The 22,946-nt window shown below is 56.5% G+C and carries 26 protein-coding genes; 13 read left to right on the forward strand and 13 right to left on the reverse strand.

What is annotated here, in order from left to right:
- Nucleotides 1-34: 34 nt before the first annotated feature.
- Nucleotides 35-532, forward strand: coding sequence for a winged helix DNA-binding protein (locus MWU55_RS12540; RefSeq protein WP_246936507.1), 498 nt, complete (start codon nucleotides 35-37; stop codon nucleotides 530-532).
- Here MWU55_RS12540 and MWU55_RS12545 read toward each other — a convergent pair.
- Both MWU55_RS12545 and MWU55_RS12550 read right to left on the reverse strand, forming a co-directional pair.
- Nucleotides 526-1,290, reverse strand: a complete 765-nt coding sequence (locus MWU55_RS12545; RefSeq protein ID WP_246936508.1) for a DUF1194 domain-containing protein — start codon at nucleotides 1,288-1,290, stop codon at nucleotides 526-528. The two genes, MWU55_RS12540 and MWU55_RS12545, sit on opposite strands and share 7 nt — an antisense overlap.
- Complete coding sequence (locus tag MWU55_RS12550; RefSeq protein ID WP_246936509.1) at nucleotides 1,290-1,718, reverse strand: VOC family protein; 429 nt, start codon at nucleotides 1,716-1,718, stop codon at nucleotides 1,290-1,292. The genes MWU55_RS12545 and MWU55_RS12550 overlap by 1 nt, the downstream gene beginning before the upstream one ends.
- A gap of 152 nt (nucleotides 1,719-1,870) precedes the next feature.
- On the opposite strand from MWU55_RS12550, the gene thyX reads away from it, so the two are divergent.
- Both thyX and MWU55_RS16625 read left to right on the forward strand, forming a co-directional pair.
- Nucleotides 1,871-2,779, forward strand: a complete 909-nt coding sequence (thyX, locus tag MWU55_RS12555) for an FAD-dependent thymidylate synthase (protein WP_246936510.1) — start codon at nucleotides 1,871-1,873, stop codon at nucleotides 2,777-2,779.
- The gene (locus MWU55_RS16625; RefSeq protein WP_246936511.1) at nucleotides 2,776-3,489 is read left to right on the forward strand and encodes a DUF4145 domain-containing protein; all 714 of its coding nucleotides are present in this window, start codon (nucleotides 2,776-2,778) and stop codon (nucleotides 3,487-3,489) included. Before thyX ends, MWU55_RS16625 begins: the two co-directional genes overlap by 4 nt.
- Before the next feature lie 292 nt (nucleotides 3,490-3,781).
- Here MWU55_RS16625 and MWU55_RS12565 read toward each other — a convergent pair whose 3' ends face one another.
- Nucleotides 3,782-4,000 (reverse strand): cold-shock protein, encoded by a 219-nt coding sequence (locus tag MWU55_RS12565; protein ID WP_246936512.1) that lies wholly within the window; start codon nucleotides 3,998-4,000, stop codon nucleotides 3,782-3,784.
- Between the two features lie 265 nt (nucleotides 4,001-4,265).
- Here MWU55_RS12565 and MWU55_RS12570 point away from each other — a divergent pair, with 265 nt between their 5' ends.
- From MWU55_RS12570 to MWU55_RS12580, 3 genes are all read left to right on the forward strand, one after another.
- On the forward strand, nucleotides 4,266-4,601 hold the full coding sequence (locus MWU55_RS12570; RefSeq protein WP_246937905.1) for an ArsC/Spx/MgsR family protein: 336 nt from the start codon (nucleotides 4,266-4,268) through the stop codon (nucleotides 4,599-4,601).
- A 35-nt stretch (nucleotides 4,602-4,636) separates the two neighbouring features.
- A complete protein-coding gene (locus MWU55_RS12575; RefSeq protein ID WP_246936513.1) occupies nucleotides 4,637-4,993 on the forward strand; it encodes a hypothetical protein in 357 nt (118 codons plus the stop codon).
- A gap of 198 nt (nucleotides 4,994-5,191) precedes the next feature.
- Nucleotides 5,192-6,538, forward strand: coding sequence for a nucleobase:cation symporter-2 family protein (locus MWU55_RS12580; protein ID WP_246936514.1), 1,347 nt, complete (start codon nucleotides 5,192-5,194; stop codon nucleotides 6,536-6,538).
- A 67-nt stretch (nucleotides 6,539-6,605) separates the two neighbouring features.
- On the opposite strand, the gene MWU55_RS12585 is transcribed toward MWU55_RS12580, so the two are convergent.
- The 5 genes from MWU55_RS12585 to thrS form a co-directional block, all read right to left on the reverse strand.
- Nucleotides 6,606-7,154 (reverse strand): DoxX family protein, encoded by a 549-nt coding sequence (locus MWU55_RS12585; protein ID WP_246936515.1) that lies wholly within the window; start codon nucleotides 7,152-7,154, stop codon nucleotides 6,606-6,608.
- 23 nt (nucleotides 7,155-7,177) lie between these two features.
- On the reverse strand, nucleotides 7,178-7,966 hold the full coding sequence (locus MWU55_RS12590) for a DNA-binding domain-containing protein (RefSeq protein ID WP_246936516.1): 789 nt from the start codon (nucleotides 7,964-7,966) through the stop codon (nucleotides 7,178-7,180).
- Nucleotides 7,963-8,829, reverse strand: coding sequence for a DUF692 domain-containing protein (locus tag MWU55_RS12595; protein WP_246936517.1), 867 nt, complete (start codon nucleotides 8,827-8,829; stop codon nucleotides 7,963-7,965). Before MWU55_RS12595 ends, MWU55_RS12590 begins: the two co-directional genes overlap by 4 nt.
- Nucleotides 8,830-8,923: 94 nt before the next feature.
- On the reverse strand, nucleotides 8,924-9,217 hold the full coding sequence (locus tag MWU55_RS12600; protein ID WP_246936518.1) for a DUF2282 domain-containing protein: 294 nt from the start codon (nucleotides 9,215-9,217) through the stop codon (nucleotides 8,924-8,926).
- 414 nt (nucleotides 9,218-9,631) lie between these two features.
- The gene (gene thrS, locus MWU55_RS12605) at nucleotides 9,632-11,578 is read right to left on the reverse strand and encodes a threonine--tRNA ligase (RefSeq protein ID WP_246936519.1); all 1,947 of its coding nucleotides are present in this window, start codon (nucleotides 11,576-11,578) and stop codon (nucleotides 9,632-9,634) included.
- A 160-nt stretch (nucleotides 11,579-11,738) separates the two neighbouring features.
- On the opposite strand from thrS, the gene MWU55_RS12610 reads away from it, so the two are divergent.
- The 4 genes from MWU55_RS12610 (at nucleotide 11,739) to MWU55_RS12625 (ending at nucleotide 14,912) form a co-directional block, all read left to right on the forward strand.
- Nucleotides 11,739-12,407, forward strand: coding sequence for a DNA-3-methyladenine glycosylase I (locus MWU55_RS12610; protein ID WP_246936520.1), 669 nt, complete (start codon nucleotides 11,739-11,741; stop codon nucleotides 12,405-12,407).
- A 13-nt stretch (nucleotides 12,408-12,420) separates the two neighbouring features.
- A complete protein-coding gene (locus MWU55_RS12615; protein ID WP_246936521.1) occupies nucleotides 12,421-13,170 on the forward strand; it encodes an alpha/beta hydrolase in 750 nt (249 codons plus the stop codon).
- The gene (locus MWU55_RS12620; RefSeq protein WP_246936522.1) at nucleotides 13,167-14,135 is read left to right on the forward strand and encodes an alpha/beta fold hydrolase; all 969 of its coding nucleotides are present in this window, start codon (nucleotides 13,167-13,169) and stop codon (nucleotides 14,133-14,135) included. Before MWU55_RS12615 ends, MWU55_RS12620 begins: the two co-directional genes overlap by 4 nt.
- Before the next feature lie 66 nt (nucleotides 14,136-14,201).
- Entirely contained in the window at nucleotides 14,202-14,912 is a 711-nt protein-coding gene (locus MWU55_RS12625; RefSeq protein WP_246936523.1) for an alpha/beta fold hydrolase, read from the forward strand.
- A 55-nt stretch (nucleotides 14,913-14,967) separates the two neighbouring features.
- Here the strand turns inward: MWU55_RS12625 and phaZ are convergent, their stop codons facing one another.
- The gene (gene phaZ / locus MWU55_RS12630; protein WP_246936524.1) at nucleotides 14,968-16,275 is read right to left on the reverse strand and encodes a polyhydroxyalkanoate depolymerase; all 1,308 of its coding nucleotides are present in this window, start codon (nucleotides 16,273-16,275) and stop codon (nucleotides 14,968-14,970) included.
- 110 nt (nucleotides 16,276-16,385) lie between these two features.
- On the opposite strand from phaZ, the gene phaC reads away from it, so the two are divergent.
- The 3 genes from phaC (at nucleotide 16,386) to phaR (ending at nucleotide 19,533) form a co-directional block, all read left to right on the forward strand.
- Entirely contained in the window at nucleotides 16,386-18,191 is a 1,806-nt protein-coding gene (gene phaC, locus MWU55_RS12635) for a class I poly(R)-hydroxyalkanoic acid synthase (RefSeq protein WP_246936525.1), read from the forward strand.
- Nucleotides 18,192-18,341: 150 nt separating this feature from the next.
- Nucleotides 18,342-18,785, forward strand: a complete 444-nt coding sequence (locus MWU55_RS12640; RefSeq protein ID WP_246936526.1) for a Phasin — start codon at nucleotides 18,342-18,344, stop codon at nucleotides 18,783-18,785.
- Nucleotides 18,786-18,963: 178 nt separating this feature from the next.
- Nucleotides 18,964-19,533 carry a polyhydroxyalkanoate synthesis repressor PhaR gene (gene phaR / locus MWU55_RS12645; RefSeq protein WP_246936527.1) on the forward strand — a complete coding sequence of 190 codons (570 nt, stop codon included), beginning with the start codon at nucleotides 18,964-18,966 and terminating at the stop codon, nucleotides 19,531-19,533.
- Between the two features lie 75 nt (nucleotides 19,534-19,608).
- On the opposite strand, the gene lexA is transcribed toward phaR, so the two are convergent.
- The 4 genes from lexA to trpC all read right to left on the reverse strand — a co-directional run bounded on the left by lexA (nucleotide 19,609) and on the right by trpC (nucleotide 22,941).
- Nucleotides 19,609-20,307, reverse strand: a complete 699-nt coding sequence (gene lexA, locus MWU55_RS12650; protein WP_246937907.1) for a transcriptional repressor LexA — start codon at nucleotides 20,305-20,307, stop codon at nucleotides 19,609-19,611.
- 170 nt (nucleotides 20,308-20,477) lie between these two features.
- On the reverse strand, nucleotides 20,478-21,650 hold the full coding sequence (gene glp, locus MWU55_RS12655) for a gephyrin-like molybdotransferase Glp (protein WP_246936528.1): 1,173 nt from the start codon (nucleotides 21,648-21,650) through the stop codon (nucleotides 20,478-20,480).
- Entirely contained in the window at nucleotides 21,647-22,144 is a 498-nt protein-coding gene (moaC, locus tag MWU55_RS12660; RefSeq protein WP_246936529.1) for a cyclic pyranopterin monophosphate synthase MoaC, read from the reverse strand. Before moaC ends, glp begins: the two co-directional genes overlap by 4 nt.
- Complete coding sequence (gene trpC / locus MWU55_RS12665) at nucleotides 22,141-22,941, reverse strand: indole-3-glycerol phosphate synthase TrpC (RefSeq protein ID WP_246936530.1); 801 nt, start codon at nucleotides 22,939-22,941, stop codon at nucleotides 22,141-22,143. The genes moaC and trpC overlap by 4 nt, the downstream gene beginning before the upstream one ends.
- Nucleotides 22,942-22,946: the final 5 nt, after the last annotated feature.

Raw genomic sequence — 22,946 nt, forward strand, 5'->3', positions numbered from 1 at the left:
CAATAGTCGTTCCTATAACGGTTCGGAGAGACGGATGAGTATGCATTCCCAGATTGGGCAAACGGAAAATCAAAGCTTTGTCCTGCAGTATCTCGAGGCATTGGCGCTGGTTGAGCGTCTGCACAGGTTGTTGCTGGATGTGATCAAAGATGAATTTGAACGGGTCGGCGTTTTGGAAGTGAACGCGGTACAAGCGTTGTTGCTGTTCAACATTGGCGACAACGAAGTGACGGCGGGCGAATTGAAAAGCCGCGGTTATTATCAGGGATCCAATGTGTCCTATAACCTGAAGAAGCTGGTCGACATGGGCTACATGCACCACCAACGATGCGAAATTGATCGCCGTTCGGTGCGGGTGCGTTTGACGGAAAAAGGCCGATCGATCCGCGATATCGTGGCAACCCTGTTTGAACGGCACGCCGAAGGGCTGCAGACACGCGATGTTCTGTCCTCGGATGGGATCAGCGACATCAACGGCGCGTTGAAACGCGTTGAGAGATACTGGACGGATCAGATCCGTTATATCTACTGATTTGGAACGGGGGGCTGGGGCCTCGGTTTGGCGTGCGAGACCATAAGCCCCTGCAGTTCGCGCAAGAGTTTCTTGGTCATCGCCTGCTCAAAGGCGTCAAAGCTGGCGGCCTGAATGGCGAAGCTTCCGATCCCGTTCAAAACGACCGCTTCGAAATAGGGTTTAAGATCACGCCCTCCATCAGTGTCCCCAACGACCAGCGCATTCACAACTACATTTTCAAACAGATCTTGGCTTCGCACATCCTGTGGCCGGGGCCCGGAATTTGAACGGCCGTCCCCGGAAAGATCCAGACTATGTGACCAGCAATCTGGCCGTTTCGCAAGAAGAACACCCCCAAAAACCATTGCGCGGCCTAGCCCTGTAGATGGATCAGCCGGAATACGGGCGGTGCTGCGCAACCGGTCTGCAACTCTTGTTATCACTGCCGCAGACGTGACAGGGGTCCAGTCCAGCACCAACCGTTGGTGGTTGGGACCGCTCCATTCAAACACGCTGATTTCGATGTGGGTGTTAGGCAACTCCAAAAGCTTCCCGACAACTGAAGCACTTTCAAGCGCTGCGGCAAGCCCATCCAATTGCAGCCGGTACTCACGTTCATCAACCGAACCTGACACATCCAGCCCAAGTGCAAGGGCTTGTCGACATTGGGTTTGAGCAAGGCTTTGGGCCGGGACCGGACCAACCAGCGTAGCCAGGCAAGCTAAGAACACGGCCCCCACCGTCTTCATGCGTTTCTTCGCAGGAAAGACAGGCATCACCAATGCCCGGTATTTTCCATGCTTGCCCAGGGTTCCTGCGGCGCAAGGGCGTCACCCGCCTGTAACAGCTCGACCGAGATATTGTCGGGCGATCGCACAAACGCCATGTGCCCGTCGCGCGGGGGGCGATTGATCACGACGCCGTTGTCCTGCAAGTGCTGGCACATGGCGTAAATATCCTCGACCTCATAGGCCAAATGGCCGAAATGGCGGCTGTCTGATGGCAGTCCTTCGTCGCCATCCCAGTTATAGGTCAGCTCAACCGGGCAATCCGGCTGATCTGGAGGCGCCATGAAGATCAATGAAAACCGCCCAGCTTCGCTGTCATAGTGTCGTGTTTTTTCCAGTCCCAGCAGTTCGAAGAACCGGATGCTGGCCTCAAGGTCCTTCACCCGAACCATTGTGTGCAGATAGCGGATTTTCATTTGAGGCCTCCCTTTCGTTGCGGATCACTGGCGCCACCATAGCACCAACAGTGCTAAGGGGAAGCCAAGTCGCATTTTCCGTCATATGGCTGTTTTTCCGAGAGGCACAACTAGATATAGTGGCCGGGCAGGTAACCTACGAGAGATTCGAAATGTCATTGAGCCCCGAGCAGATCCAGGAAATCGAAGAACAACGCGCCCAGACCGGAACCACCCGTCGTGCGATCAGCGAGGGGATGGAGAAACACCTCTATACCGCGCATGAAGTGCTGGATCATGGCTTTGTCCGTGTCATCGACTATATGGGCGATGACGCCGCGATCTGTCAGGCCGCGCGGGTCAGCTACGGCAAGGGCACCAAATCGGTGCAGAATGACGAAGGGCTGATCCGGTATTTGATGCGCCACTGGCACTCGACCCCGTTTGAAATGTGCGAGATCAAGCTCCATGTGAAACTGCCCGTATTCGTGGCGCGCCAGTGGATCCGCCACCGGACGGCCAATGTGAACGAATACTCGGCGCGCTATTCGATCCTTGATCGCGAGTTCTATATTCCAGCCCCTGAACACGTCGCCGCGCAGTCCGTGGTGAACAACCAAGGCCGGGGCGTGGCGCTGCAGGGCGAAGAAGCCGCGCGGGTTCTGGACATCCTGAAGGCCGACAGCAATCGCGCCTATGATCACTATGAAGAGATGATCAGTGACGAGGGTCAGGACGGTCTGGCCCGCGAACTGGCCCGCATGAACCTGCCCGCCAACATCTATACGCAATGGTATTGGAAAGTGGACCTGCACAACCTCTTCCACTTCCTGCGCTTGCGCGCCGACCACCACGCGCAATACGAAATCCGTGTCTATGCGGACGCGATCTGCAAGGTCGTCGCCGACTGGGTCCCCGCCGCCTACGGCGCGTTCGAGGACTACCGCCTTGGCGGTGCCAACCTTTCGGGACGCGCCATGGACTGCCTGCGCCGCATGCTGAAAGGCGAAGAAGTCACGCAGGAGACCTCCGGCATGTCGAAGGGGGAGTGGCGCGAGTTTGAGGCGGAGTTGAAGGGGTGAGCGACTCTGTCAGTATTCCAGAGGAATGTGGTCGCAAATGGAATTCAGACGGCAGCAAGTGTTCTTGGCCTGCGGTGGTTAACACCCCTTGTCCTCACTGTGGCGCCGCGACCAACTTCCCTCTGCAAAATCGACAACACAACCCAAATGCTCTCATGACCTGTGCCTCGAGTGTTTGCCCAAATTGCGATGGCTTCATTCAGTTGGTTTTGACGTTCCCACATGTAGAAAGAAATTCGGCGGCTCAACGTCCCTCGGCAATTAGAATGTTTCCGGCGAGAACCAAAAAGTACGAGATTCCCGATCTGCCTGACGTGGTCCCTGAAGCGCTACGCAAGTCCATGTTAGATACCGTCCGGGCATACAATGCTCAGATTTATGGTGCGACTGCTACGTCTGGCCGACGGACATTGGAAGGCATTTTCAAGTTCATAGTCCCCGAGAGTAAACAAAAGCTGCCTCTCCAGAAGTTAATATTGGAAGCACAGTCACATACGGACCTAGCTGAACCGTTGAGAAAGCTCTCTGACGCAATTCGTAAGGGAGGAAATCTTGGGGCTCATTTCGATTTGGACAACGAGCCAAATGAAACGATGGCGCGTCAAATTGTGGAACTTCTAGACTATCTCATTTCATATATTTACGTGCTTCCAGATCAGATAAGCAAACTAGAGGATGAAATACCGACCCGGTCTGGACAGCCAAATTGAGGCATTGCGCAATGAGTGAATTAACCAGCCCGTGCTGCGCACGGGCAGCGCCCGACCCTCCCCACGGGAGGGCGCTTCGCACCATCTCAGGGTCGGGCGCTGCCCTCAGCAGATGCCGCACTCCCCCATAGAAAAACCCCGCCGAGTTTTCACTCCGCGGGGTTTCGCAATTCGGTGGGTCAAAGCAAATCCGATCAGTGGCATTCCACTCTCATTCGAACGCGATTGCGGGCAATCGCTGCTTTGAGAGGCCGGTGAATACTCTTATGATCGTATCAGGATTTGCTCTCGCTTAGCCCTGAACTTCGATCTCAACTGCCGACTGGCGACCGTCGCGACCTTCTTGCAGGTCGTAGGACACTTTGGTGTTGTCGGCCAGACCGGTCAGGCCCGAACGCTCAACAGCCGAGATGTGTACAAACACGTCTTTGCCGCCGTTATCGGGTGCGATGAAGCCGTAGCCTTTGGTGGTGTTGAACCATTTCACGGTGCCGGTTTGTTTATCGGACATATCCGCTTCTCCTTATTTGAACCCTGCAGTGTGCGGGGCCTTCGTTCGCAATCAGGTATCGTCCGACTGCATGAAAGGAGGCGGTAGATAGTTCTGTCTTACCCCTTTGACATGGGGCGCGAGGCGTCGAAATGCAAGAAAAACCTTAAGAACGCCTGATTTGCAGCGGAACTCTGCATCCTTTCGTTTCTCGCCGTATGGGGTCATAAAAGGCGCAGGTGGCACCATCGGGGTGTCGTGTGACAGGACTATGACAGGGGGCGACATGCGCGTTTGGGGGCTGAAAAATTGTGATACCTGCCGCAAGGCGGTGAAGGCGCTGGAGGGGGCGGGGCGAACGCTCGATTACGTGGATGTGCGTGCGAATGGCGTGGACCGGGGTGATCTGGAGCGGTTCTTTGCGGCCTTCGGGGATGCGCTGGTGAACAAGCGATCCACCACGTGGCGTGGGCTGTCCGAGGCGGAACGGGTAGGGGATCCGGTTGCGCTTTTGGCGACGCATCCAACCCTGATGAAGCGTCCGGTGATCGAGGCCGATGGCGACTTGACGCTGGGTTGGGATGTAAAAACGCAAGCGAAATGGTTGGCGAACGGCAATTGATCCCTTATCTGGGATGAAAGAGCAGGAGGAAAACGATGCGTAATGCCGCTTTGGTTCTTGGTGTGATTGCAGGTGTTTTGGGCATGATCGTCGGGTTTTTTGGATATGGATACACGGAAGTGATCGACCGGTTTGGCGAACTTCCTGACTTGGCTGAACAGGTGGACAACCCCGGCCGAATTCGCGTGTTTGCACTGATCGCGCCGCTTCTGGCGCTGGCCGGTGGGGCGATGGCACGCTCTGTCGCGCAGATTGGGGGCGGGTTGATGCTGGCCTCGGCTGCCGGGATGTATTTTGCCTTTGGTTACGGTGTCTTCACCATGTTCCCAATCGCACTGGCCGCGCTGGGCGGCATTCTTGCATTGGTGGCAACCAAGCCCGACCCGCACTAGGTCATCCACGATAGTTTGGAAATTGAAGCGCCTGTGGAGCAATTCCGCAGGCGTTTTTCTGCCCTGCGGCGCGGTGTTTGCTGCACCTGCGTGACCAGAATTTGCATTCGTAGTCAATCACGGCCAGTCTCGGGTTCATAACAGAAGCGGTAAACCCGCTCGAAGAAACGGGCAAAGCCCCAGCGACAGGGAAGTGAAATGACAGATATTAGTAACGCAGAGGCCCTGCGGGACCCCAACTACATGCCCCCATTAGGGCAAGCGGTCCCGCTTGGTATTCAACATGTTCTGGCGATGTTTGCCTCGAACGTGACGCCTGCCATCATCGTGGCAGGTGCAGCCGGGTTTGGCTTTGGGTCAAACTCTCCAGATTTTCCGGTCATGCTTTATATGATCCAGATGTCGATGCTGTTTGCGGGCATCGCAACATTGATCCAGACCATAGGCATGGGCCCCGTGGGCGCGCGTTTGCCCATTGTGCAGGGGACAAGCTTTGCCTTCTTGCCTGTTATGATCCCGGCTGTGGCCGGGCAGGGTGTGGCTGGCATGGCCGGGCTGATGACCGGCGTGATGATCGGCGGGGTGTTCCACTTCCTGCTGGGCGCTGTGATCGGTAAAATTCGCTTCGCATTGCCGCCTTTGGTCACAGGGTTGATCGTTTTGATGATCGGTTTGTCCCTTGTGAAGGTTGGCATTCAGTATGCCGCGGGTGGTGTGCCTTTGATGGGCAAACCTGAATTCGGCAGCCTGAACATGTGGATCCCCGCATTGGTTGTTGTTGTTGTCACGTTGGCGATCAAGTTCTTTACGCGGGGCTTCATGGCCGTCGCGGCGGTCTTGATTGGCCTGATCGCAGGCTATGTCGTCGCCATGATGATGGGCCAGGTGAACTTCGGCAATGTCGGGCGTGCGTCTTGGTTTGCAATGCCCATGCCTTTCAAATGGGGCATGGATTTCAACGGCGCCATCATCATCGGCATGTGCTTCATGGCTGTTATCTCGGCGATTGAAACCGTTGGCGATACGTCGGGCATCACCAAAGGTGGCGCAGGGCGCGAAGCTACGGATGACGAGATTTCTGGCGCGACCTACGCGGATGGTCTGGGAACGGCAATCGCTGGCATCTTTGGTGGCCTTCCAAATACCTCGTTTAGCCAGAACGTCGGCTTGATCAGCATGACCGGCATGATGAGCCGCCATGTGGTGACCATCGGGGCGTTGTTCTTGATTGTCTGTGGATTGGTTCCGAAAATCGGCTCGATCGTATCCACGGTTCCAATTAACGTGCTGGGTGGCGGTGTGATCGTCATGTTCGGCATGGTGGCCGCTGCTGGTCTGAACATGCTGTCCGAGGTGACTTGGAACCGTCGCAACATGGTGATCTTCGCCGTGTCGCTGTCGATGGGTCTTGGACTTCAACTGGTACCGGAGGCGCTTCAGCACATGGGGCGGACTTGGCAGATCCTGCTGACCTCGGGCCTGTTGCCTGCGGCCTTCTTGTCCATCGTGTTGAACCTGGTTCTGCCCGAAGAACTGGGCGAATAAGATCGACCACCAGAAAAGCAAAAGAGCACCTGAGAAGGTGCTCTTTTTTTGTTTTAGATGAAGCCGCTTACCTGAGCTTCAACAGCCGATCCAGCGACAGAGCACCTGCGCCTTTGAAAACGGGGATCAGCAGCACAACAACCCAAAACAGGCGTTGATCCAGAATAAGGCTGTCTGGTATGCGATCAAACCAAGCACCCAAGGTCTCGGCATGTTCGATGCCCCCATGACCAAACAAGTCAGTGAGGCTTTGCACGACGACAAAACCAATCATGCCCAGCGAGGCCAAGCGGGTGAACAGCCCGATCACGATCAGAAGCGGTAGAATGAACTCGGCCACCGTGCCAGCAAAGACGACAGCCCAGTGGAAGAAAGTCAGATCGCCCACGTTATAGCTGGCGGCCTCCATGGCTTTGGGGAAGATCTGCGCATAGGCCCCAAGCGAAGGCTTGAAAATGCCCAAAAGGCCCGGACCCACCTTGGTCAGGGCAGATGCCCAGAAATACCCCAGAAGCGTGGCCGCAAATGTAAAGCGTGCCAGCAGAGGCAGAACCTCGGGGGCGGCACGATCAGCCAGCCCGGCCAGCCGGTTGTGAATGTGAGCCAAGGCGCGCATGGCAATGTCCTTCCATCTTCTTTTTATTTGTCCCGGTCTATACCGGTTATAGCTTGCGCCGCGATCAGGATCGTCAGCGTTTCAGTCAGATCGAAATCTGGCGTCTCGGAAGTGGCAAGCCCAAGGGCGGTGCCAAAGCTTCGGCCTTTCAGAAGCGAGCTGACAAAGGCAGCAGCCCCTTCGGGCAGCAGGTAGGTGGCCGGCTCAAATCCAATGCGCGAAATCAGGATGTCCTCGCCGCCGGATGTCGGTTGCGGACCGTCCTGCATGTTAAAGTCCCAAATGGATTTCGCGGGCCACTTGGCGCGCAGCACCTCGCAGGCCGGGGCCAGCGTCAGGCGCGCTTCCATTAGCTCGTGCTGGCTAAGGTCGGTCAGCTCGGCCGGATCGATCGGATCGGCATCGCCTGCGTGATAGGCACGGCGCAGGGCCAGTTCTAAACGGGCCACGTCGGAAAGGTATTTCAGATGCAGCGTTCCGGGGAAGCTTTCCAGAAATCCGGGAAGGGCCGCACCGTAATGCATCATCAGCTGAGATGCAGGCGGATGAATGCGCAAGTAAACCTTCGCCATTTCGCGAAAGAAATCGTCCCCTAGAAGCTTTGCTAGAACCGGGAAGCCGGTCAACATCGCCTCGGACAGGCTGTGCACAACATTGTTGCGATAGACCGAGAAGCGTTTTGAGGCTTGCTGGCCATCGGGGTTCACCAGGCCCTCGGGCACATCAGCCTGCGCGTTTAGGATTGCATTGCGGAACTCTAACTGGGTTACCGCGGCACGGTCGGTCGCTTGGGTCAGTGTGTCTTGCGTCATGCGGGCACCTTTTGCGTCTGTGCAGCCATCTGAGCAGTTGCGCGGGCGGCTTCGCTTTCAAGCACATCCCATTCGGGCACGTCATTGTCCCACTCGATCAGGGCGGGTCGGGCACCTGTACGGGCGATGACGTGATCAAACAGGGCCCAGACGGGCTCGTCCACCGGTTTGCCATGGCTGTCGATCAACAGCTTGCGGCCAAGTTCATCCGCATCCTCGTCGTGACCGGCAAGGTGGATTTCCTCGACCAGCTCGAGTGGATAGGCGTCCAGATAATCCAGCGCTTCAAACTCTAGATTGGTGGCCGAGATAAACACGTTGTTCACGTCCAGCAGCAGACCACAGCCCGTGCGGCGGGCGACTTCGCGAATGAAATCGGGCTCAGACCATGTGCTTTCAGCGAAGGCGAGATAGGAAGAGGGGTTTTCCAACAGCATCTTTCGGCCCAGAAGCTCCTGCACTTCGTTAATATGGGCGGTGACGCGGTTCAATGTTTCGTTCGTGTAGGGCAGGGGCAAAAGGTCGTTCAGGAACGCACTATCATGGGTCGACCATGCCAGATGTTCCGAGAAGCTGGCCGGGTTCAGCCAGTCCACCAGTTTTTTCAGTCGGGCCAGATGTTCGGGGTCCAAACGGCCCTCGCCCCCGATCGACGCACCCACGCCGTGGACGGAAATCGGGAAGTTTTCGGCCAGATGACGTAGCTGAGCGATCTGACGGCCACCGTCGCCCATGTAGTTTTCGGCGTGAATCTCAAGCCAAGTCACATCGCCGGGGGCGTTCAGAAGGTCTTGGAAATGCTGCGCTTTGTACCCAACGCCAGCGCCATTCGGAAGCGTCGTGTTTGTGCGTTGTTCCAACATGTCAAAAGCCTTCGTATCTTTTTTCAGATGTGCTCTGGCCAAGCGATGTTGGCCAGAGCAGAGTTCTTGGGACTGTTCAGCTTAACCTTGAGGATTAGCCGGGCAGGTTCATTTCGGTCGCTTCCAGCGAACCCATGTGCTTCTTGCCGTCTGCATCGGTGATTTCCATGGTTTCACAGGTGCCAGCCGGAACCAGTTTCCAAGCGTTGCCCTGATAGTCTACGGTCGACGAGCCGGCGCAGGTAGTGCCGGGGCCAGCGGCGCAGTCGTTCTGACCTGCCAGCGAAACGCCGAAGCATTTTTCGTTATCTTCAGCAAATGCGGGGGCAGCGTTGGCAGCTACGGCGGCAGTGACGGCGCCCAGGATGGCTACAGTTTTCTTCGACATCGAGTTTCCTTTCGGGTTTTAAATTCGATCCGCTTCAAGGCGGTAAGGAAAAGTTAGGGGGCGAATTGCGCTGTCTCCACTCACGAAAACGTGGATCACAGGCCTGTTAGGGCGACGTGAGGCTCGTTCACGACCGCGTGAGCTTCGTGAGTGAGCGATTACACGCTCAGGCCCCATATTTACTGGCATTACCTAGGGTTAACTTCCGTGAGCTTCGTGTGGGTGCTCACAGATGTGTCAGAAATTGCTGCAATTGATTTCAGCTTACCAGAGGTGGAAATCTGATTTGTTACAGAGTTCTGCGCTGCGGCATGACGTGTTTCACTGACGATGTGAGCAATTGTAACGAACTCTCAAAAGAAAAACGCCCCCAAACACTACGGTGCGGGGGCGTTTTAAAGGCTTGTTTTCGGATCAAATCATGTCGGGGGGTGTCGCCTCGGTCGCGAGCGTCGCGGCAACCTCGTCCAGCGGCAAGACTTTCGAGTGCTTCTCGCCCAGACGGCGTATCGATACGGTGCCCTCTTCGACCTCTTTCATACCGCAGGCCAGAATTACCGGCACTTTGCCGACCGAGTGTTCGCGGACCTTGTAGTTGATCTTCTCATTACGAATGTCGGCCTCGGCGCGGATGCCCTTGGCTTTTAGCGCGTCGACCACCTGATGCACGTAGTCATCTGCATCCGACACGATCGAAGCCACGACCACCTGACGTGGGGCCAGCCAGAACGGCAGCTTGCCCGCATGTTCTTCGATCAGGATGCCGATGAAACGTTCAAACGATCCCAGCGTGGCGCGGTGCAACATGACCGGGCGGTGCTTGGCACCGTCTTCACCCACAAAAGTGGCGTCCAGGCGTTCGGGCAGATTGGGATCCACCTGAAGCGTGCCACATTGCCAGTCACGGCCAATGGCGTCGGTCAGAGTGAACTCAAGCTTCGGGCCGTAAAACGCGCCTTCGCCTTCCAAAAGCTCATATTCGTGACCTGCGGCATTACAGGCATCGCCAAGCGCCTTTTCAACTCGTTCCCAGCTTTCATCCGACCCAATTCGCTTTTCTGGACGGGTGGACAGTTTGATCGTCCAGTTGTGAAAGCCAAGATCGGCATAGACGCGCGACAGGAAGTCGATGAAAGTCGCGGTTTCCTCGGTGATCTGATCTTCGGTGCAGAAGATGTGGCCATCATCCTGCGTAAAGCCGCGCACCCGCATGATCCCATGCAGTGCGCCCGAGGGTTCATAGCGCGCGCAAGAGCCAAATTCGGCCATGCGCAGCGGCAGGTCGCGATAGGATTTCATGCCCTGGTTATAAACCTGAACGTGGCAGGGGCAGTTCATGGGCTTCAGGGCATTCACAGCCTTTTCGCGGGCATGATCTTCGTCGACTTCGACGATGAACATGTTTTCCTGATACTTGTCCCAGTGGCCCGAGGCCTCCCACAGCTTACGATCAACAACCTGCGGCGTGTTCACCTCGACATAGCCGCCTTTGCGTTGTTGGCGGCGCATATAGTCCTGAAGTTCGGTGTAGATGGTCCAGCCGTTGGGGTGCCAGAAAACCTGACCGGGGGCCTCTTCCTGCATGTGAAACAGGTTCATCTCGCGGCCCAGCTTACGGTGGTCGCGCTTGGCGGCCTCTTCCAACATATGCAGGTGCTTTTTCAGCCCGTCCTTGTTCTGGAACGCCACACCATAGATACGCTGCAACATGGCGCGGTCACTGTCGCCGCGCCAATAGGCCCCGGCGACTGACATCAATTTGAACGAGTCTGCGGGCAACTGACCCGTGTGTTGCAGGTGCGGACCACGGCAGAGGTCCTGCCAGTGACCGTGCCAATACATGCGCAGCGGCTCGTCGCCCGGAATGGCTTCGATCAGCTCGACCTTATAAGGCTCATTGTTGGCCTCATAGAATTTCACCGCGCGGTCACGCTCCCAGATTTCGGTGGTGACAGGATCGCGCTTGTTGATGATCTCTTTCATCTTGGCTTCGATCGTGCCCAGATCTTCTGGCGTAAACGGCTCTTCGCGGTCGAAGTCATAATACCAGCCATTTTCAATGACCGGACCGATCGTGACCTTCACGTCCGGCCAGATCTCTTGCACAGCGCGCGCCATCACGTGGGCAAAGTCGTGCCGGATCAGCTCCAACGCCTGATCCGCATCCTTCATGGTGTGGATGGCAATCTCGGCATTGTCAGTGATCGGCCACTGTAGATCCCAGTGTGCGCCGTTCACAGTGGCGGAAATGGCCTTTTTGGCAAGCGAGTTGGAAATGCCAGAAGCAACTTCAGCAGGGGTTACGCCTGCATCATAGTCACGCGCATTGCCATCGGGAAATGTAAGGGAAATCTGGCTCATCGGCCTAGCTCCTCGTCGTTTTGGCGCCCACGGAACGCCCGGTTGCGGGTTATGTCTGCGCGTGTTTTTACCCGCGCACGTTGCGAAGTCAACGGCGGCAATTGGAAAATCGGCTTGCATTCACGAGGGGCGGGGGCAAGATGCGGGGCAGGAGGGGCGAATGCGCAGATTTGACGACATTCTGATGATGGCGGTTGAGCGCAAAGGCTCGTTCGGGGCCGTCTTGGATGGCATCGAAAAACCGAAATCCGCAGATGAATTGGCTGCGCTGGATGACAGCGCGTGGCTGGCCTGTTTTGCCAAGGGGGTTTTTCAGGCGGGGCTGGCCTGGCAGGTCATCGTCAACAAGTGGGACGGCATCGAAGAGGCATTTCACGGGTTCGACATTGGTCGCTGCGCGATGATGTCCGACGACTGGTTTGACACGCTGTTGGCCGACACGCGCGTTATTCGCAGTGCCCCCAAGATCCGCGCAATTCAGGAGAACGCGGTTTTCATTCAATCCGTTGCCTCCGAAGCGGGAAGTTTCGGACGGAAGATTGGGGAATGGCCCGCCGAAGACTACTTTGGGCTGCTGGATTGGCTGAAAGCCAACGGCGCCCGGTTGGGTGGCAATACTGGCGCATATGCCCTGCGCATGATGGGGCGTGATGGATTTATGATGACACGGGATGTTGTGGCACGATTGGTTGCTGAAGGAGTGATCGAGAAAGCGCCGACATCAAAAGCCGCCAAGGCTGCGGTTCAGGCCGCGTTCAACCGATGGCACGAAGAAAGTGGGCGCAGCTTCACCGAAATCTCGCGCATTTTGGCATATAGTATCGACTAAGAAGGACAGAAGATTGACCGCGTATCTCGACACGGCGCAGGGGCGTCGCATTGCTTATGTAAAGACCGAAGGGGATGGGCCGACCATTCTGTTCTTATCCGGTTTGAAATCGGATATGGAAGGCACCAAGGCCGTCGCACTTGAGGCTTGTGCGAAAGAGCAAGGGCGCGCTTTCGTGCGCTTTGACTATTCGGGGCACGGCATTAGCTCGGGCGAGTTTCGTGAGGGCTGCATTGGCGACTGGCATGAAGATACGCTTGAGGTGGTCGACAATCTGATCGACGGCCCGGTGTTGGCTGTGGGCAGTTCGATGGGGGGCTGGCAGTCGCTGCTTTTGGCACGCGCGCGCCCTGATCGCGTGATGGGATTGGTGACAATCGCCGCCGCGCCGGATTTCACGGAAGATGGCTATTGGGCTGGCTTCTCGGATGAGCAGAAGGCCGAGCTGGAGCGCGAAGGCTTCCTGTCGATCCCGTCCGACTATGACGAGGATTACATCATCACCAAGCGCATGATCGAAGATGGGCGCAACCACATGGTGCTGCGATCCACTCTGCGGTTGGACATGCCCGTGCGCTTCCTTCAAGGGACCGAGGATACGGCCGTCCCGACGTCACAGGCAGTGAAGTTGCTGGAGCACGCAGAAGGTGATGACATTCGCCTGACCCTTGTGAAAGGGGCGGATCACCGGTTCTCGGATGACGAATGTCTGCGCACGATTCAGAAAATGGTAAAGGTCGTTCTAGCCAGAGGTGAAGCATGAAAAACGTGTTGCGAGGTGCCATGGCATTGGCGGCAATAGTCGCTGCTGCTTTTGTGATCGGTCCGTATGAGCCGGTTGATCTTAACGTCCAGTTTGATGCGGCTGCAATCGGGCCCGACCCCGACGCTTATCTGGCCCGCCGTGAGGCGGTCTTCGATGATCTGATCGAGGGTGCTGAGAAACAAATCGTCTGGGCCGGTGAGGCTGGGCAAAAGACGCGGCTTTCAGTTGTCTACATCCACGGTTTTTCGGCATCCCATCAGGAAATCAGCCCTGTGCAGGAACTGGTGGCCGACGGGCTTGGGGCAAATCTCTATAACGCTCGGCTGGCCGGGCATGGCCGCAGCGCAGAAGCGATGGCAGGTCCAACCGTAAACGACTGGATGGTTGATTTTGCCGAAGCGATGGCCATCGGGCGCGCCATCGGGGATGAGGTTTTGATCATTGCGACCTCAACCGGTGGGACAATTGCCGCACTGGGCATGTTCGACGCACAGGCGGCGTCAGGGGTGAAGGGCATCACCTTCATTTCCCCTAACTTTGGGATCAACCATTCTGCCGCGCCTCTGCTGACCTTCCCGGCGGCGCGACATTGGGTGCCGCTGGCGACAGGTGCGACACGTGGTTTCACGCCGCTCAATGAGGCTCAGGCCAAATACTGGACAGAAAGCTACCCCACCGCCGCGCTGATGCCGATGGCGGCGATGGTGAAAGTCGCGGCGAACTCGGGCTATGGGATCGTCGATGTGCCAGCGATGTTCATCTACTCGAATGAGGATCAAGTGGTTTCCGCGGATGCCACCGAGAAAGTGGCAGCAGATTGGGGTGGGATCGTACACCGGCAGGTGATTGAGCCTGCACCCGGGCTTGACCCGTCAGCGCATGTTCTGGCGGGCGACATTGTCAGCCCAAATGGCACAGCCCCCACGGTTGAAATAATTCTGGACTGGGCACGCGGGTTATAGCTTGCGTGACCCAACCGGGCGGGTCACTGTTTGGGTGAGGCAGAAAAAATAATAAGCGAGACAGTGATGCAGGAACCCTTGGTTCTGATCCCCGGAATGATGTGTGACGCGCGTGTATTCGGACCGCAAATCAATGACCTGTCGCGGGATCATACCGTGATTGTGGCCGCCCCGACGCGCGGTGAAACCGTGCGAGAGATGGCAGCGCTGTTGCTTGAAGAACTGCCCGATCGATTTGCTCTGGCAGGTCTAAGCCTTGGCGGCATCGTCGCGATGGAGATGGCGCGTCGTGCGCCCGATCGCGTGAACCGGCTGGCTTTGATCTCGACAACGCCTTTGTCTGACACTCCGGCGCAAGCCACTTGGCGTGAACCGCAAATTGTGCGCGCAAGCGCTGGCCGGCTGGACGAAGCGTTGGCCGAGGCCTTCCCAATGGATTGTCTTGCCCCTACGGATGGTAAGAGTGCGATCCTGGATTTGGTGTATCAGATGGCGCATGATTTGGGGTCTGAAGTCTTCGTACGTCAAGCACGTGCGCTTCAACGGCGATCGGATGCGCAGCGCGCGCTACAGCGTTTGAAAGTGCCCACAATGGTGATGTGCGGCGCGCACGACACGCTGACCCCCCCTAAGCGGCATGAAACAATGTCCGAGCTGATCCATGATGCTGAACTTGTTGTTCTGCCTGATGCGGGGCATCTGCCGACGCTAGAGATGCCAGAGCATGTGAACATCGGGATCCGTGCCTGGATGGAACTACCGCTTCAGTTGCGGTGAAACAAAAAAACGCGCCGTTTGGCGCGTTTTTCGTTTTTGGCCAACTTGGGGACGTTTACCCGACGACCTTCTTCAGTGCGACGGTTTTGCCCTTCTTGGCAGCCTTTTTCTTGGCGGCCTGTGCTGCGTGGCGCCCGGCGTTCTGATCGATGAAATCCAAAACCAGTGGACGGATGTTGTTACGCCAGCTTTTGCCTGCGAAAATACCGTAGTGACCGGCGCCTTCTTCAACGTGGCTGGCCTTTTTGTCATCCGACAAGCCGGTCAACATGTCCAAGGCCGCGATGCATTGGCCCGGTGCCGTAATGTCATCTTTGGTGCCTTCGACGGTCTTCACCGCAACGTCTGTGATCTTACCGATGTCCACATTATGCCCATCGACCACAAATTCATTCTTCGCAATTTCGCCGTTTTTGAACACGCGCTCGACCGTCGACAGATAGAATTCTGCGGTCATATCCATCACCGCCAGATACTCATCATAAAAACGATTGTGTTTGTCATGATCTGACGCTTCGCCCTTGGCTACGCGCATGATCTGATCTGCAAAAGCTTTCGAGTGGGTCTCGGCATTCATAGACATGAAGCCGGCCAGCTGCAGAAGGCCGGGATAGACCATGCGACCCGCGCCTGCGTATTTAAAGCCTACGCGCTGAATGGCCATTTCTTCCAGCTGGCCCATCGTCACACGACGGCCGAAATCGGTGACGTCGGTGGCCGCGGCGTCTGGGTTGATCGGGCCGCCGATCAGGGTCAGAGTTTGCGGCTGCGCCTCGGGGTCAATCTCAGCCAGATATGCGGTTGCTGCAAGTGTCAGCGGGGCCGGCTGGCACACCGCTACAACGTTGATGTCCGGGCCGAGATGTCGCATGAAATCAACAAGATAGAGTGTATAGTCCTCGACGTCGAACTTGCCTTCGCTGACCGGAATGTCGCGGGCATTGTGCCAGTCGGTCACATAGACTTCTGCGTCAGGCAAAAGGCTGGCAACTGTGGAGTGCAAAAGCGTTGCGTAGTGCCCCGACATGGGGGCCACCAGCATAACGCGGCGGGACTTTTCAGGGCGGCCCAGAACCTTAAATTGGATCAGGTCACCAAAGGGGCGCTCGACCAGCTTTTCGATCTGAACCACGTGGTCACGACCATCTTCGGCCACAACACTTGTAATGCCCCAATCGGGTTTCACGATCATGCGGTGGAAGCTGCGTTCAGCAACTTCACCCCATGCCGCCATCATCTGAAAGAACGGGTTTGGGACAAGCGAGGTGGCTGGGTACGAGCCCATCGCTGCAGCGGTCGCACCGAGCCACTGATTCGTGTTTCGGATGGTCTCCATCAGGTCGTAGGTCGCCATGTATCGCATGTACTGTCCCCAATTAGCCTTTGCATTTTGTTTCTGCATTCGCATAGTTCTTAACATATGCGGTTTTTAATATGCTGCAACAGCGAAAAGGATAGGGGGGAATTTGCTATATGACAACAGACCAAAAGGTAACTCCGCCCGACCAGCCGCTCGAATTGTCCGAATTGGGGGCGAACCTCGCCAAGATTGAAGCGCTCTCGACCCGCTTGGGCGAGATCATGGCGAACCGCAAACCCGTCCGTCCCAGCCTTCAGGGGCCGGGGCAGGATTTCTACCTCAAAGCGGCCAGCTCGATGTGGTCGGACATGATGGCCAACCCTGCTAAGATGATCGAACAGCAAGCAGCCTTCTGGGGAAAAACGCTGGAACATGCCGTCGAGGCACAAGCGGCCCTGATATCGGGTGAGTTTAAAGCGCCAGAGGACCCGGCCCCTAAGGATCGTCGTTTTTCGAACCCTCTTTGGGAGACGCACCCCTATTTCAACTATCTGAAGCGGCAATATCAGATCACCTCGGGAACGATGGCCGAGGCACTGGAAGGTGTTGAAGGGCTAGACGCGGAAGAGCGTCGCCGCATGGATTTCTTCACCCAGCAAATGATCGACATGATGAGCCCGACCAATTTTCTGGGCACCAACCCCGATGCCATGGAGCGCGCGATTGAAACCAATGGTCAGTCATTGGTGGACGGGTTGGAAAATCTGGTGTCCGATTTGGAAGCGAATGACGGCGAGCTGCTGGTGAAACTCGTCGATGAGAGCGCCTTTGAGGTTGGCGGCAACATTGCCACCACGCCCGGCGAAGTCGTCTTTCGCAATCGGATGATCGAGCTGATCCAATACGCGCCGACTACGGAAAAGGTGCATGCAACACCGCTGATCATCTTCCCGCCGTGGATCAACAAATTCTACATCATGGATTTGAAAGAGCAGAACAGCTTGATCAAATGGATCGTTGACCAAGGCTATACGCTGTTTGTTGTAAGCTGGGTGAACCCAGATGCGTCTTACCGCGATGTTGGATTGGGTGATTACATCGAAGACGGATACATTACGGCGATCCGCGAAGTGAAAGAAATCACCAGTCAGAAGAAGGTGAATGTCGTTGGATACTGCATCGCGGGCACAACGCTGTCGCTGACGCTCGCATTGATGAAGAAACGCGGTGACAAGTCGGTGAACTCAGCAACCTTCTTTACCACTCTGACCGATTTCTCGGATCAGGGCGAGGTTGGCGTGTTTCTGGATGAAGATTTCGTCGACGGGATCGAAGAAGAGGTCAATGAGCGTGGATATCTGGACAGTTTCTTCATGTCGCGCACGTTTTCGTATCTGCGGCCCAATGATCTGATCTATGGTCCCGCAATCAACAGCTACATGCTGGGCAAGACCCCGCCAGCCTTCGATCTGCTTTATTGGAACGGCGACAGCACCAATCTACCGGCCAAGATGACCGTCGAATATTTGCGTGGTCTCTGCGTAGGGAACGAACTCGCAGACGGCGGCTTTGATCTTCTGGGCGAAACACTGTCACTATCGGATGTGGATACGCCGATATGTGCCATTGCGTGCGAAACGGATCACATTGCGGCTTGGAAGTCCTCGTATGCTGGCATGCGCCAGATGTCGGGCAAGGATAAGACATTCATCCTGTCCGAAAGTGGTCATATCGCAGGTATTGTGAACCCACCTTCCAAGAAGAAGTATGGTCACTACACCAACGAAGATTGGCCGGAAGCGCCTGAGGATTGGCATGAGAACGCCAGCTTCCACGAGGGATCCTGGTGGGGGCATTGGGACAAATGGCTGGCTAAAAAGTCCGGAAAAAAGGTGGATGCGCGCGAGCCGGGTGATTCGTCTCACCCGTCTTTGGCACCCGCGCCGGGCACCTATGTGAAGGCCATACCCAAAGATTAGTCCGTCATAAAAGCTTGGAAAGTAACAACTTAAAAGTGTTACATGCTGCAGTGCAGAAAAAACTTGATTTGCTGCACTGCAGCATCCATATTGAGTGCAGAAACAAAACGGCGCTTTCTCCCGGCGCCCCCGCTACTCTAGGAGCTTAAAATGACCAAGACTCAAGATTACACCAAAATGTTCCAAGACATGATGTCCAACTTCCCGCTGGACATGTCTGTTGCTCAGGACGCCTTCAAAAACCAGGCTGCCATGGGTGAGAAAATGACCAAAGTTGCTCTGCAAGCTGCAGACAAGTCGGCCGAAATCTCGACCAAATGGACCAAAGAAACTCTGGCCAAAATGGGCGATGTTGCTGCTGCTAAAGAAGACGCTGCTGACTACACCAAAGCCATGACCGATTTCGCATCGGCTCAGGCTGAGCTGGCTGCTGAGAACATGGCTGCTTTCGCTGAAGTTGCGAAAAAAGTACAAGCTGAAACCGTTGAGCTGATGATGGCTGCTGGCCAAGAGCTGGGCGAAGAAGCTCAGGCTGCTGTTAAGAAAGCTTCGGACGAAGTTTCGAAGGCTGCCAAAAAAGCAACCGCTAAATAAGCACAGGAAATCCTGCTGGCGCACTCCTCCCTGCCGGCACCTTCCTAAAGGACGAGCCATCGGCTCGTCCTTTTTTGATTTCCATCCCCGCACAGAATTTGAGCAAAACTCTTGCCTTTGTGGTCCGCGCTGTTAGGCTTTTGCAGTGCAGAAAGAGAAATTTCTGCGGGGAGGTAATATGAACAAGTCTCAGGACGCACTGCTGATCAAGCGTTACGCCAGCCGTCGGCTCTACAACACGGAAACGTCCGATTATGTCACATTGGATGATATCGCTGGTTTCATTCGCGATGGCCGCGAAGTGCAGATCATTGATCTGAAATCAGGTGATGACCTGACGCGTCAGTATTTGCTGCAAATCATTGCGGAACATGAAAGCCGTGGCGAAAGTGTTTTGCCAGTGGATGTGCTGACAGATCTGGTTCGCTCTTACACCACACAGGCACAAAGCGTAGTGCCGCAGTTTTTGGCCGCCAGCTTTGAAATGTTGCGCGATGGTCAATCGAAAATGATGGAAAATCTGGGTACGATGGGAAATCCCATGGCGAACATGCCGGGGTTTGAGGCCATGCAAGCACAGCAGGAAGCCTTTATGAAGGCGATGATGGGGGGCTTTTCTGGCACTTCTGGCCCTGCGCAAGAGGGCGAAACCGACGAGAAATCCAAAGAGCCCACGGATAATGACGAGCTGGAGAAGATCAAAAAGCAGTTGGTCGATCTTCAGACGAAGCTGTCCAAGCTCAGCTAACCCGGTTAGTTCCGATCCATACAAAAAGCCCGGCATTGGCCGGGCTTTTTTCTTTGAATCAACGCATAGCGGGGATCAGTAGGTTCGGATCAACCCAACCAGCTTACCCTGTACCTTAACCTGACCTTCCGGCAGAAGGCGGGTTTCGTAGGCTGGGTTGGCCGCTTCAAGCGCGATCATATCACCGTTCTTACGGAACCGTTTCAGCGTGGCCTCATAGCCATCGACTTGCGCCACAACGATATCACCATTTTCCGCCCGGTTGGTTTCGCGGATCACCACAACGTCGCCATTGTTGATCCCGGCATCGATCATCGAATCCCCTTTGACTTCAAGGGCATAGTGACGACCACCCGCACCAAGCATTGCGCCGGGGACAGACACATGCTGCGCGCCGTCGGTGATGGCCTCGATCGGTTCACCGGCGGCAATCCGGCCCAGAAGTGGCAGTTCATTTACACCAAGCGCATCCAAGGGCAGGGCGGTGCTGGGGGTGCTTTCGGGGCGACCACCTTCCACAACGCGCGGCTCGAACCCGGCACGACCAGAGTTCTCCATGGTTTCGGGCAATTTCACAATTTCGATGGCCCGGGCGCGATGGGCTAGCCTGCGGATAAACCCGCGTTCTTCCAAAGCCGTAATCAATCGGTGAATGCCCGACTTCGAGCGCAGATCAAGCGCCTCTTTCATTTCATCAAATGAGGGTGATACCCCGTCCTTCTGCATCCGCTTGTGGATGAATTCCAGAAGTTCCAACTGCTTTCGGGTCAGCATCTGCGTTCCTCCGTCCTCGTTCATGGGCAGAGAACCGTGTCAGGCGATGAAAATTCGCCTATATTTCATGGTTCAGCCCGTGGCCCTCGTTGCGGGGCGTTCAAGGGATGTTCTATCCATGTTCTTGGTTTGTGTCAACGGGGCAGCGCAAAGCCGCGCGGCCGGGGCGACTAGATCGGCAGATACTCGATCACGTCACCACTGGGTCGCGCAGGATCGGAACGAGGCCGCACCGCCAAAGCATTGGCCTGTGCCAGAACGCTTAAAAGCGCACTGTCTTGGCTGTCGAAAATGGTGATCTGATCGCCATCGACGCGCGCGCGCATGTAATGTTCGCGTGGGCCATTTGCGGCGATATCTTTCGATAGATGCGCTTGACGACGTGGGGCAGCGGCTTCGCCTAGCCCCAACATCGCGCGCAGGGCAGGCACAAGAAAGACGTGGCCACACACCATCGAGGATACGGGGTTGCCGGGAAGGCCAATCATCGTGGCACGGCCCATCCGTCCTGCCATCAACGGCTTTCCGGGCCGCATCAGCACTTTGTAAAAGCTCTGATCCATGCCCATTTCGGTAGCGACATCGCTAACGATGTCATGATCGCCAACAGAAGCCCCGCCGATCGTCACAATAAGATCGGCGTCGGACGCCAGATCCAAGGCCGTCCGCAAGCTGTCCTTGTTGTCCCGCGCAATGGGCAACATCCGGGCGTGACCGCCATTTGCCTCGACCAGAGCTTTCAGGCCAAAGGCGTTGGAGGCGATGATCTGGTCCGGGCCGGGCTCTTCGCCGGGCATCACCAACTCATCCCCCGTGGCCAGCAGCGCCACAACGGGTTTGCGAGAAACGGTCAGGGTGAGCACGTTCATCGCCGCAGCAAGCGCAAGATCAGCAGGCGTTAAGACGCGAGGCGCGGGAATACTGTCCCCCGGTCCGAAATCTGCCCCTGCCGGGCGCACATGTGGGCCCTTATCTAGTTTGCGCGCCAGCGTGATCAGGTCGCCCTTACGCTCGACATCCTCTTGAATAATAACGCGATTGCTGCCTTCTGGCAGGGGCGCGCCGGTGAAAATGCGCACGCATTCGCCGGGGCCGACGCGACCGGAAAATCCATGTCCGGCGGCACTTTCTCCGATCACACGAAACATCGCCTCGGGGTCGGCCTCGACGCCATTCAATGCATAGCCATCCATGGCAGATGCGGCGAAGGGAGGTTGCAAGCGGGTGGCCGTGACGGCGGCGGCAAGCGTGCGACCAGAGGTCTCGGCCAGAGGGACATCTTCAGTTCCACAAGGCGTGACCAAATCAAAGATTGCGTCCAGCGCCTCGTTCACCGTGATCATCTGCTTGCCCCAGAATCTACCGTGTATGTTCCCGACTTCCCGCCTTCTTTGCGTAGAAGGCGAATACCCGTGATTTCCATACCCTTTTCGGCCGCTTTCAGCATGTCATATACGGTTAGGCAGGCCAAAGAGACCGCAGTCAGCGCCTCCATTTCAACGCCTGTCTGGCCGCCGGTTTTGACCGTGGCCGTGATACGTACGCCGGGCAGATCGGGCTGAGGTTCAAGCTCCAGCGCAACCTTGGTAATCGGCAGTGGGTGGCAGAGCGGGATCAGGTCCGAGGTTTTCTTGGCGCCCATGATGCCCGCAAGCCGCGCGATGCCTAGAACATCACCCTTTTTCGCGGTGCCGGATGTGACAAGCGCCAAGGTTTCGGGCTTCATCTTCACGAAGCCTTCGGCCAGCGCGATACGATCCGTTACGGCCTTGTCCGAGACATCGACCATATGGGCCTGTCCGTCAGCGTCGAAATGGGTCAGTGGGCTGTCACTCATGCTGGCACCGGGTCAGCAAGGATTGCACGGGTTGCGGCCTCGACATCGTCTTGACGCATCAGGCTTTCCCCGATCAGGAAGCTGCGCGCGCCATGTGCTGCCATGTCAGCCAGATCTTGCGGCGTGAAAAGCCCACTTTCGCAGACCAGATGACGCTCGGCCCCGGCCAGCTTTGACAATCGGCGGGTGGTGTCGAGCGAGGTCTCAAATGTCTTCAAATTGCGGTTGTTCACGCCCAGCAGCGGCGATTTCAGGATCGTTGCACGCTCCAACTCGTCTTCGTCATGGACCTCAACCAAAACATCCATGCCCCAGGAAAAGGCCGCATCTTCAAGCTCTTGAGCTTGTGTGTCTTCAACGGACGCCATGATGATCAGGATGCAGTCTGCCCCCAACGCGCGCGCCTCGGCGACCTGATAGGTATCATACATGAAATCCTTGCGCAGGGCAGGCAGCGACACGGCGGAACGCGCCGCCACGAGGAACTCATCAGCGCCTTGGAAAGATGGCGTATCGGTCAAGACCGACAGGCAGGATGCCCCGCCGGCTTCATAGGCTTTGGCGATCTCAGGCGGGTTGAAGTCCTCGCGGATCAAGCCTTTGGACGGGCTGGCCTTTTTGACCTCGGCGATCAGGCCATAGCCTGTTTCGGCGTCGCGCATCAGCGATGCGGCAAAGCCCCGCGTGGGAGAGGCGTCACGGGCGGCGGCCTCGACCTCGGACAGGGGGCGGGCGGCTTTGCACGCGGCCACGTGTTCGAGTTTATAGGCTTTGATTTTGTCTAGAACGGTGCTCATGAGAG

Source organism: Aliiroseovarius sp. F20344 (assembly GCF_023016155.1).
GTDB lineage: Bacteria > Pseudomonadota > Alphaproteobacteria > Rhodobacterales > Rhodobacteraceae > Aliiroseovarius.

What these genes read in the sequence shown, in the direction of transcription:
- MWU55_RS12540 (WP_246936507.1), top strand. Translation starts at nt 35, where the DNA reads ATGAGTATGCATTCCCAGATTGGGCAAACGGAAAATCAAAGCTTTGTC.
- MWU55_RS12545 (WP_246936508.1), bottom strand. Translation starts at nt 1,290, where the DNA reads ATGCCTGTCTTTCCTGCGAAGAAACGCATGAAGACGGTGGGGGCCGTG.
- MWU55_RS12550 (WP_246936509.1), bottom strand. Translation starts at nt 1,718, where the DNA reads ATGAAAATCCGCTATCTGCACACAATGGTTCGGGTGAAGGACCTTGAG.
- thyX (WP_246936510.1), top strand. Translation starts at nt 1,871, where the DNA reads ATGTCATTGAGCCCCGAGCAGATCCAGGAAATCGAAGAACAACGCGCC.
- MWU55_RS12565 (WP_246936512.1), bottom strand. Translation starts at nt 4,000, where the DNA reads ATGTCCGATAAACAAACCGGCACCGTGAAATGGTTCAACACCACCAAA.
- MWU55_RS12570 (WP_246937905.1), top strand. Translation starts at nt 4,266, where the DNA reads ATGCGCGTTTGGGGGCTGAAAAATTGTGATACCTGCCGCAAGGCGGTG.
- MWU55_RS12575 (WP_246936513.1), top strand. Translation starts at nt 4,637, where the DNA reads ATGCGTAATGCCGCTTTGGTTCTTGGTGTGATTGCAGGTGTTTTGGGC.
- MWU55_RS12580 (WP_246936514.1), top strand. Translation starts at nt 5,192, where the DNA reads ATGACAGATATTAGTAACGCAGAGGCCCTGCGGGACCCCAACTACATG.
- MWU55_RS12585 (WP_246936515.1), bottom strand. Translation starts at nt 7,154, where the DNA reads ATGCGCGCCTTGGCTCACATTCACAACCGGCTGGCCGGGCTGGCTGAT.
- MWU55_RS12590 (WP_246936516.1), bottom strand. Translation starts at nt 7,966, where the DNA reads ATGACGCAAGACACACTGACCCAAGCGACCGACCGTGCCGCGGTAACC.
- MWU55_RS12595 (WP_246936517.1), bottom strand. Translation starts at nt 8,829, where the DNA reads ATGTTGGAACAACGCACAAACACGACGCTTCCGAATGGCGCTGGCGTT.
- MWU55_RS12600 (WP_246936518.1), bottom strand. Translation starts at nt 9,217, where the DNA reads ATGTCGAAGAAAACTGTAGCCATCCTGGGCGCCGTCACTGCCGCCGTA.
- thrS (WP_246936519.1), bottom strand. Translation starts at nt 11,578, where the DNA reads ATGAGCCAGATTTCCCTTACATTTCCCGATGGCAATGCGCGTGACTAT.
- MWU55_RS12610 (WP_246936520.1), top strand. Translation starts at nt 11,739, where the DNA reads ATGCGCAGATTTGACGACATTCTGATGATGGCGGTTGAGCGCAAAGGC.
- MWU55_RS12620 (WP_246936522.1), top strand. Translation starts at nt 13,167, where the DNA reads ATGAAAAACGTGTTGCGAGGTGCCATGGCATTGGCGGCAATAGTCGCT.
- MWU55_RS12625 (WP_246936523.1), top strand. Translation starts at nt 14,202, where the DNA reads ATGCAGGAACCCTTGGTTCTGATCCCCGGAATGATGTGTGACGCGCGT.
- phaZ (WP_246936524.1), bottom strand. Translation starts at nt 16,275, where the DNA reads ATGCGATACATGGCGACCTACGACCTGATGGAGACCATCCGAAACACG.
- phaC (WP_246936525.1), top strand. Translation starts at nt 16,386, where the DNA reads ATGACAACAGACCAAAAGGTAACTCCGCCCGACCAGCCGCTCGAATTG.
- MWU55_RS12640 (WP_246936526.1), top strand. Translation starts at nt 18,342, where the DNA reads ATGACCAAGACTCAAGATTACACCAAAATGTTCCAAGACATGATGTCC.
- phaR (WP_246936527.1), top strand. Translation starts at nt 18,964, where the DNA reads ATGAACAAGTCTCAGGACGCACTGCTGATCAAGCGTTACGCCAGCCGT.
- lexA (WP_246937907.1), bottom strand. Translation starts at nt 20,307, where the DNA reads ATGCTGACCCGAAAGCAGTTGGAACTTCTGGAATTCATCCACAAGCGG.
- glp (WP_246936528.1), bottom strand. Translation starts at nt 21,650, where the DNA reads ATGATCACGGTGAACGAGGCGCTGGACGCAATCTTTGATTTGGTCACG.
- moaC (WP_246936529.1), bottom strand. Translation starts at nt 22,144, where the DNA reads ATGAGTGACAGCCCACTGACCCATTTCGACGCTGACGGACAGGCCCAT.
- trpC (WP_246936530.1), bottom strand. Translation starts at nt 22,941, where the DNA reads ATGAGCACCGTTCTAGACAAAATCAAAGCCTATAAACTCGAACACGTG.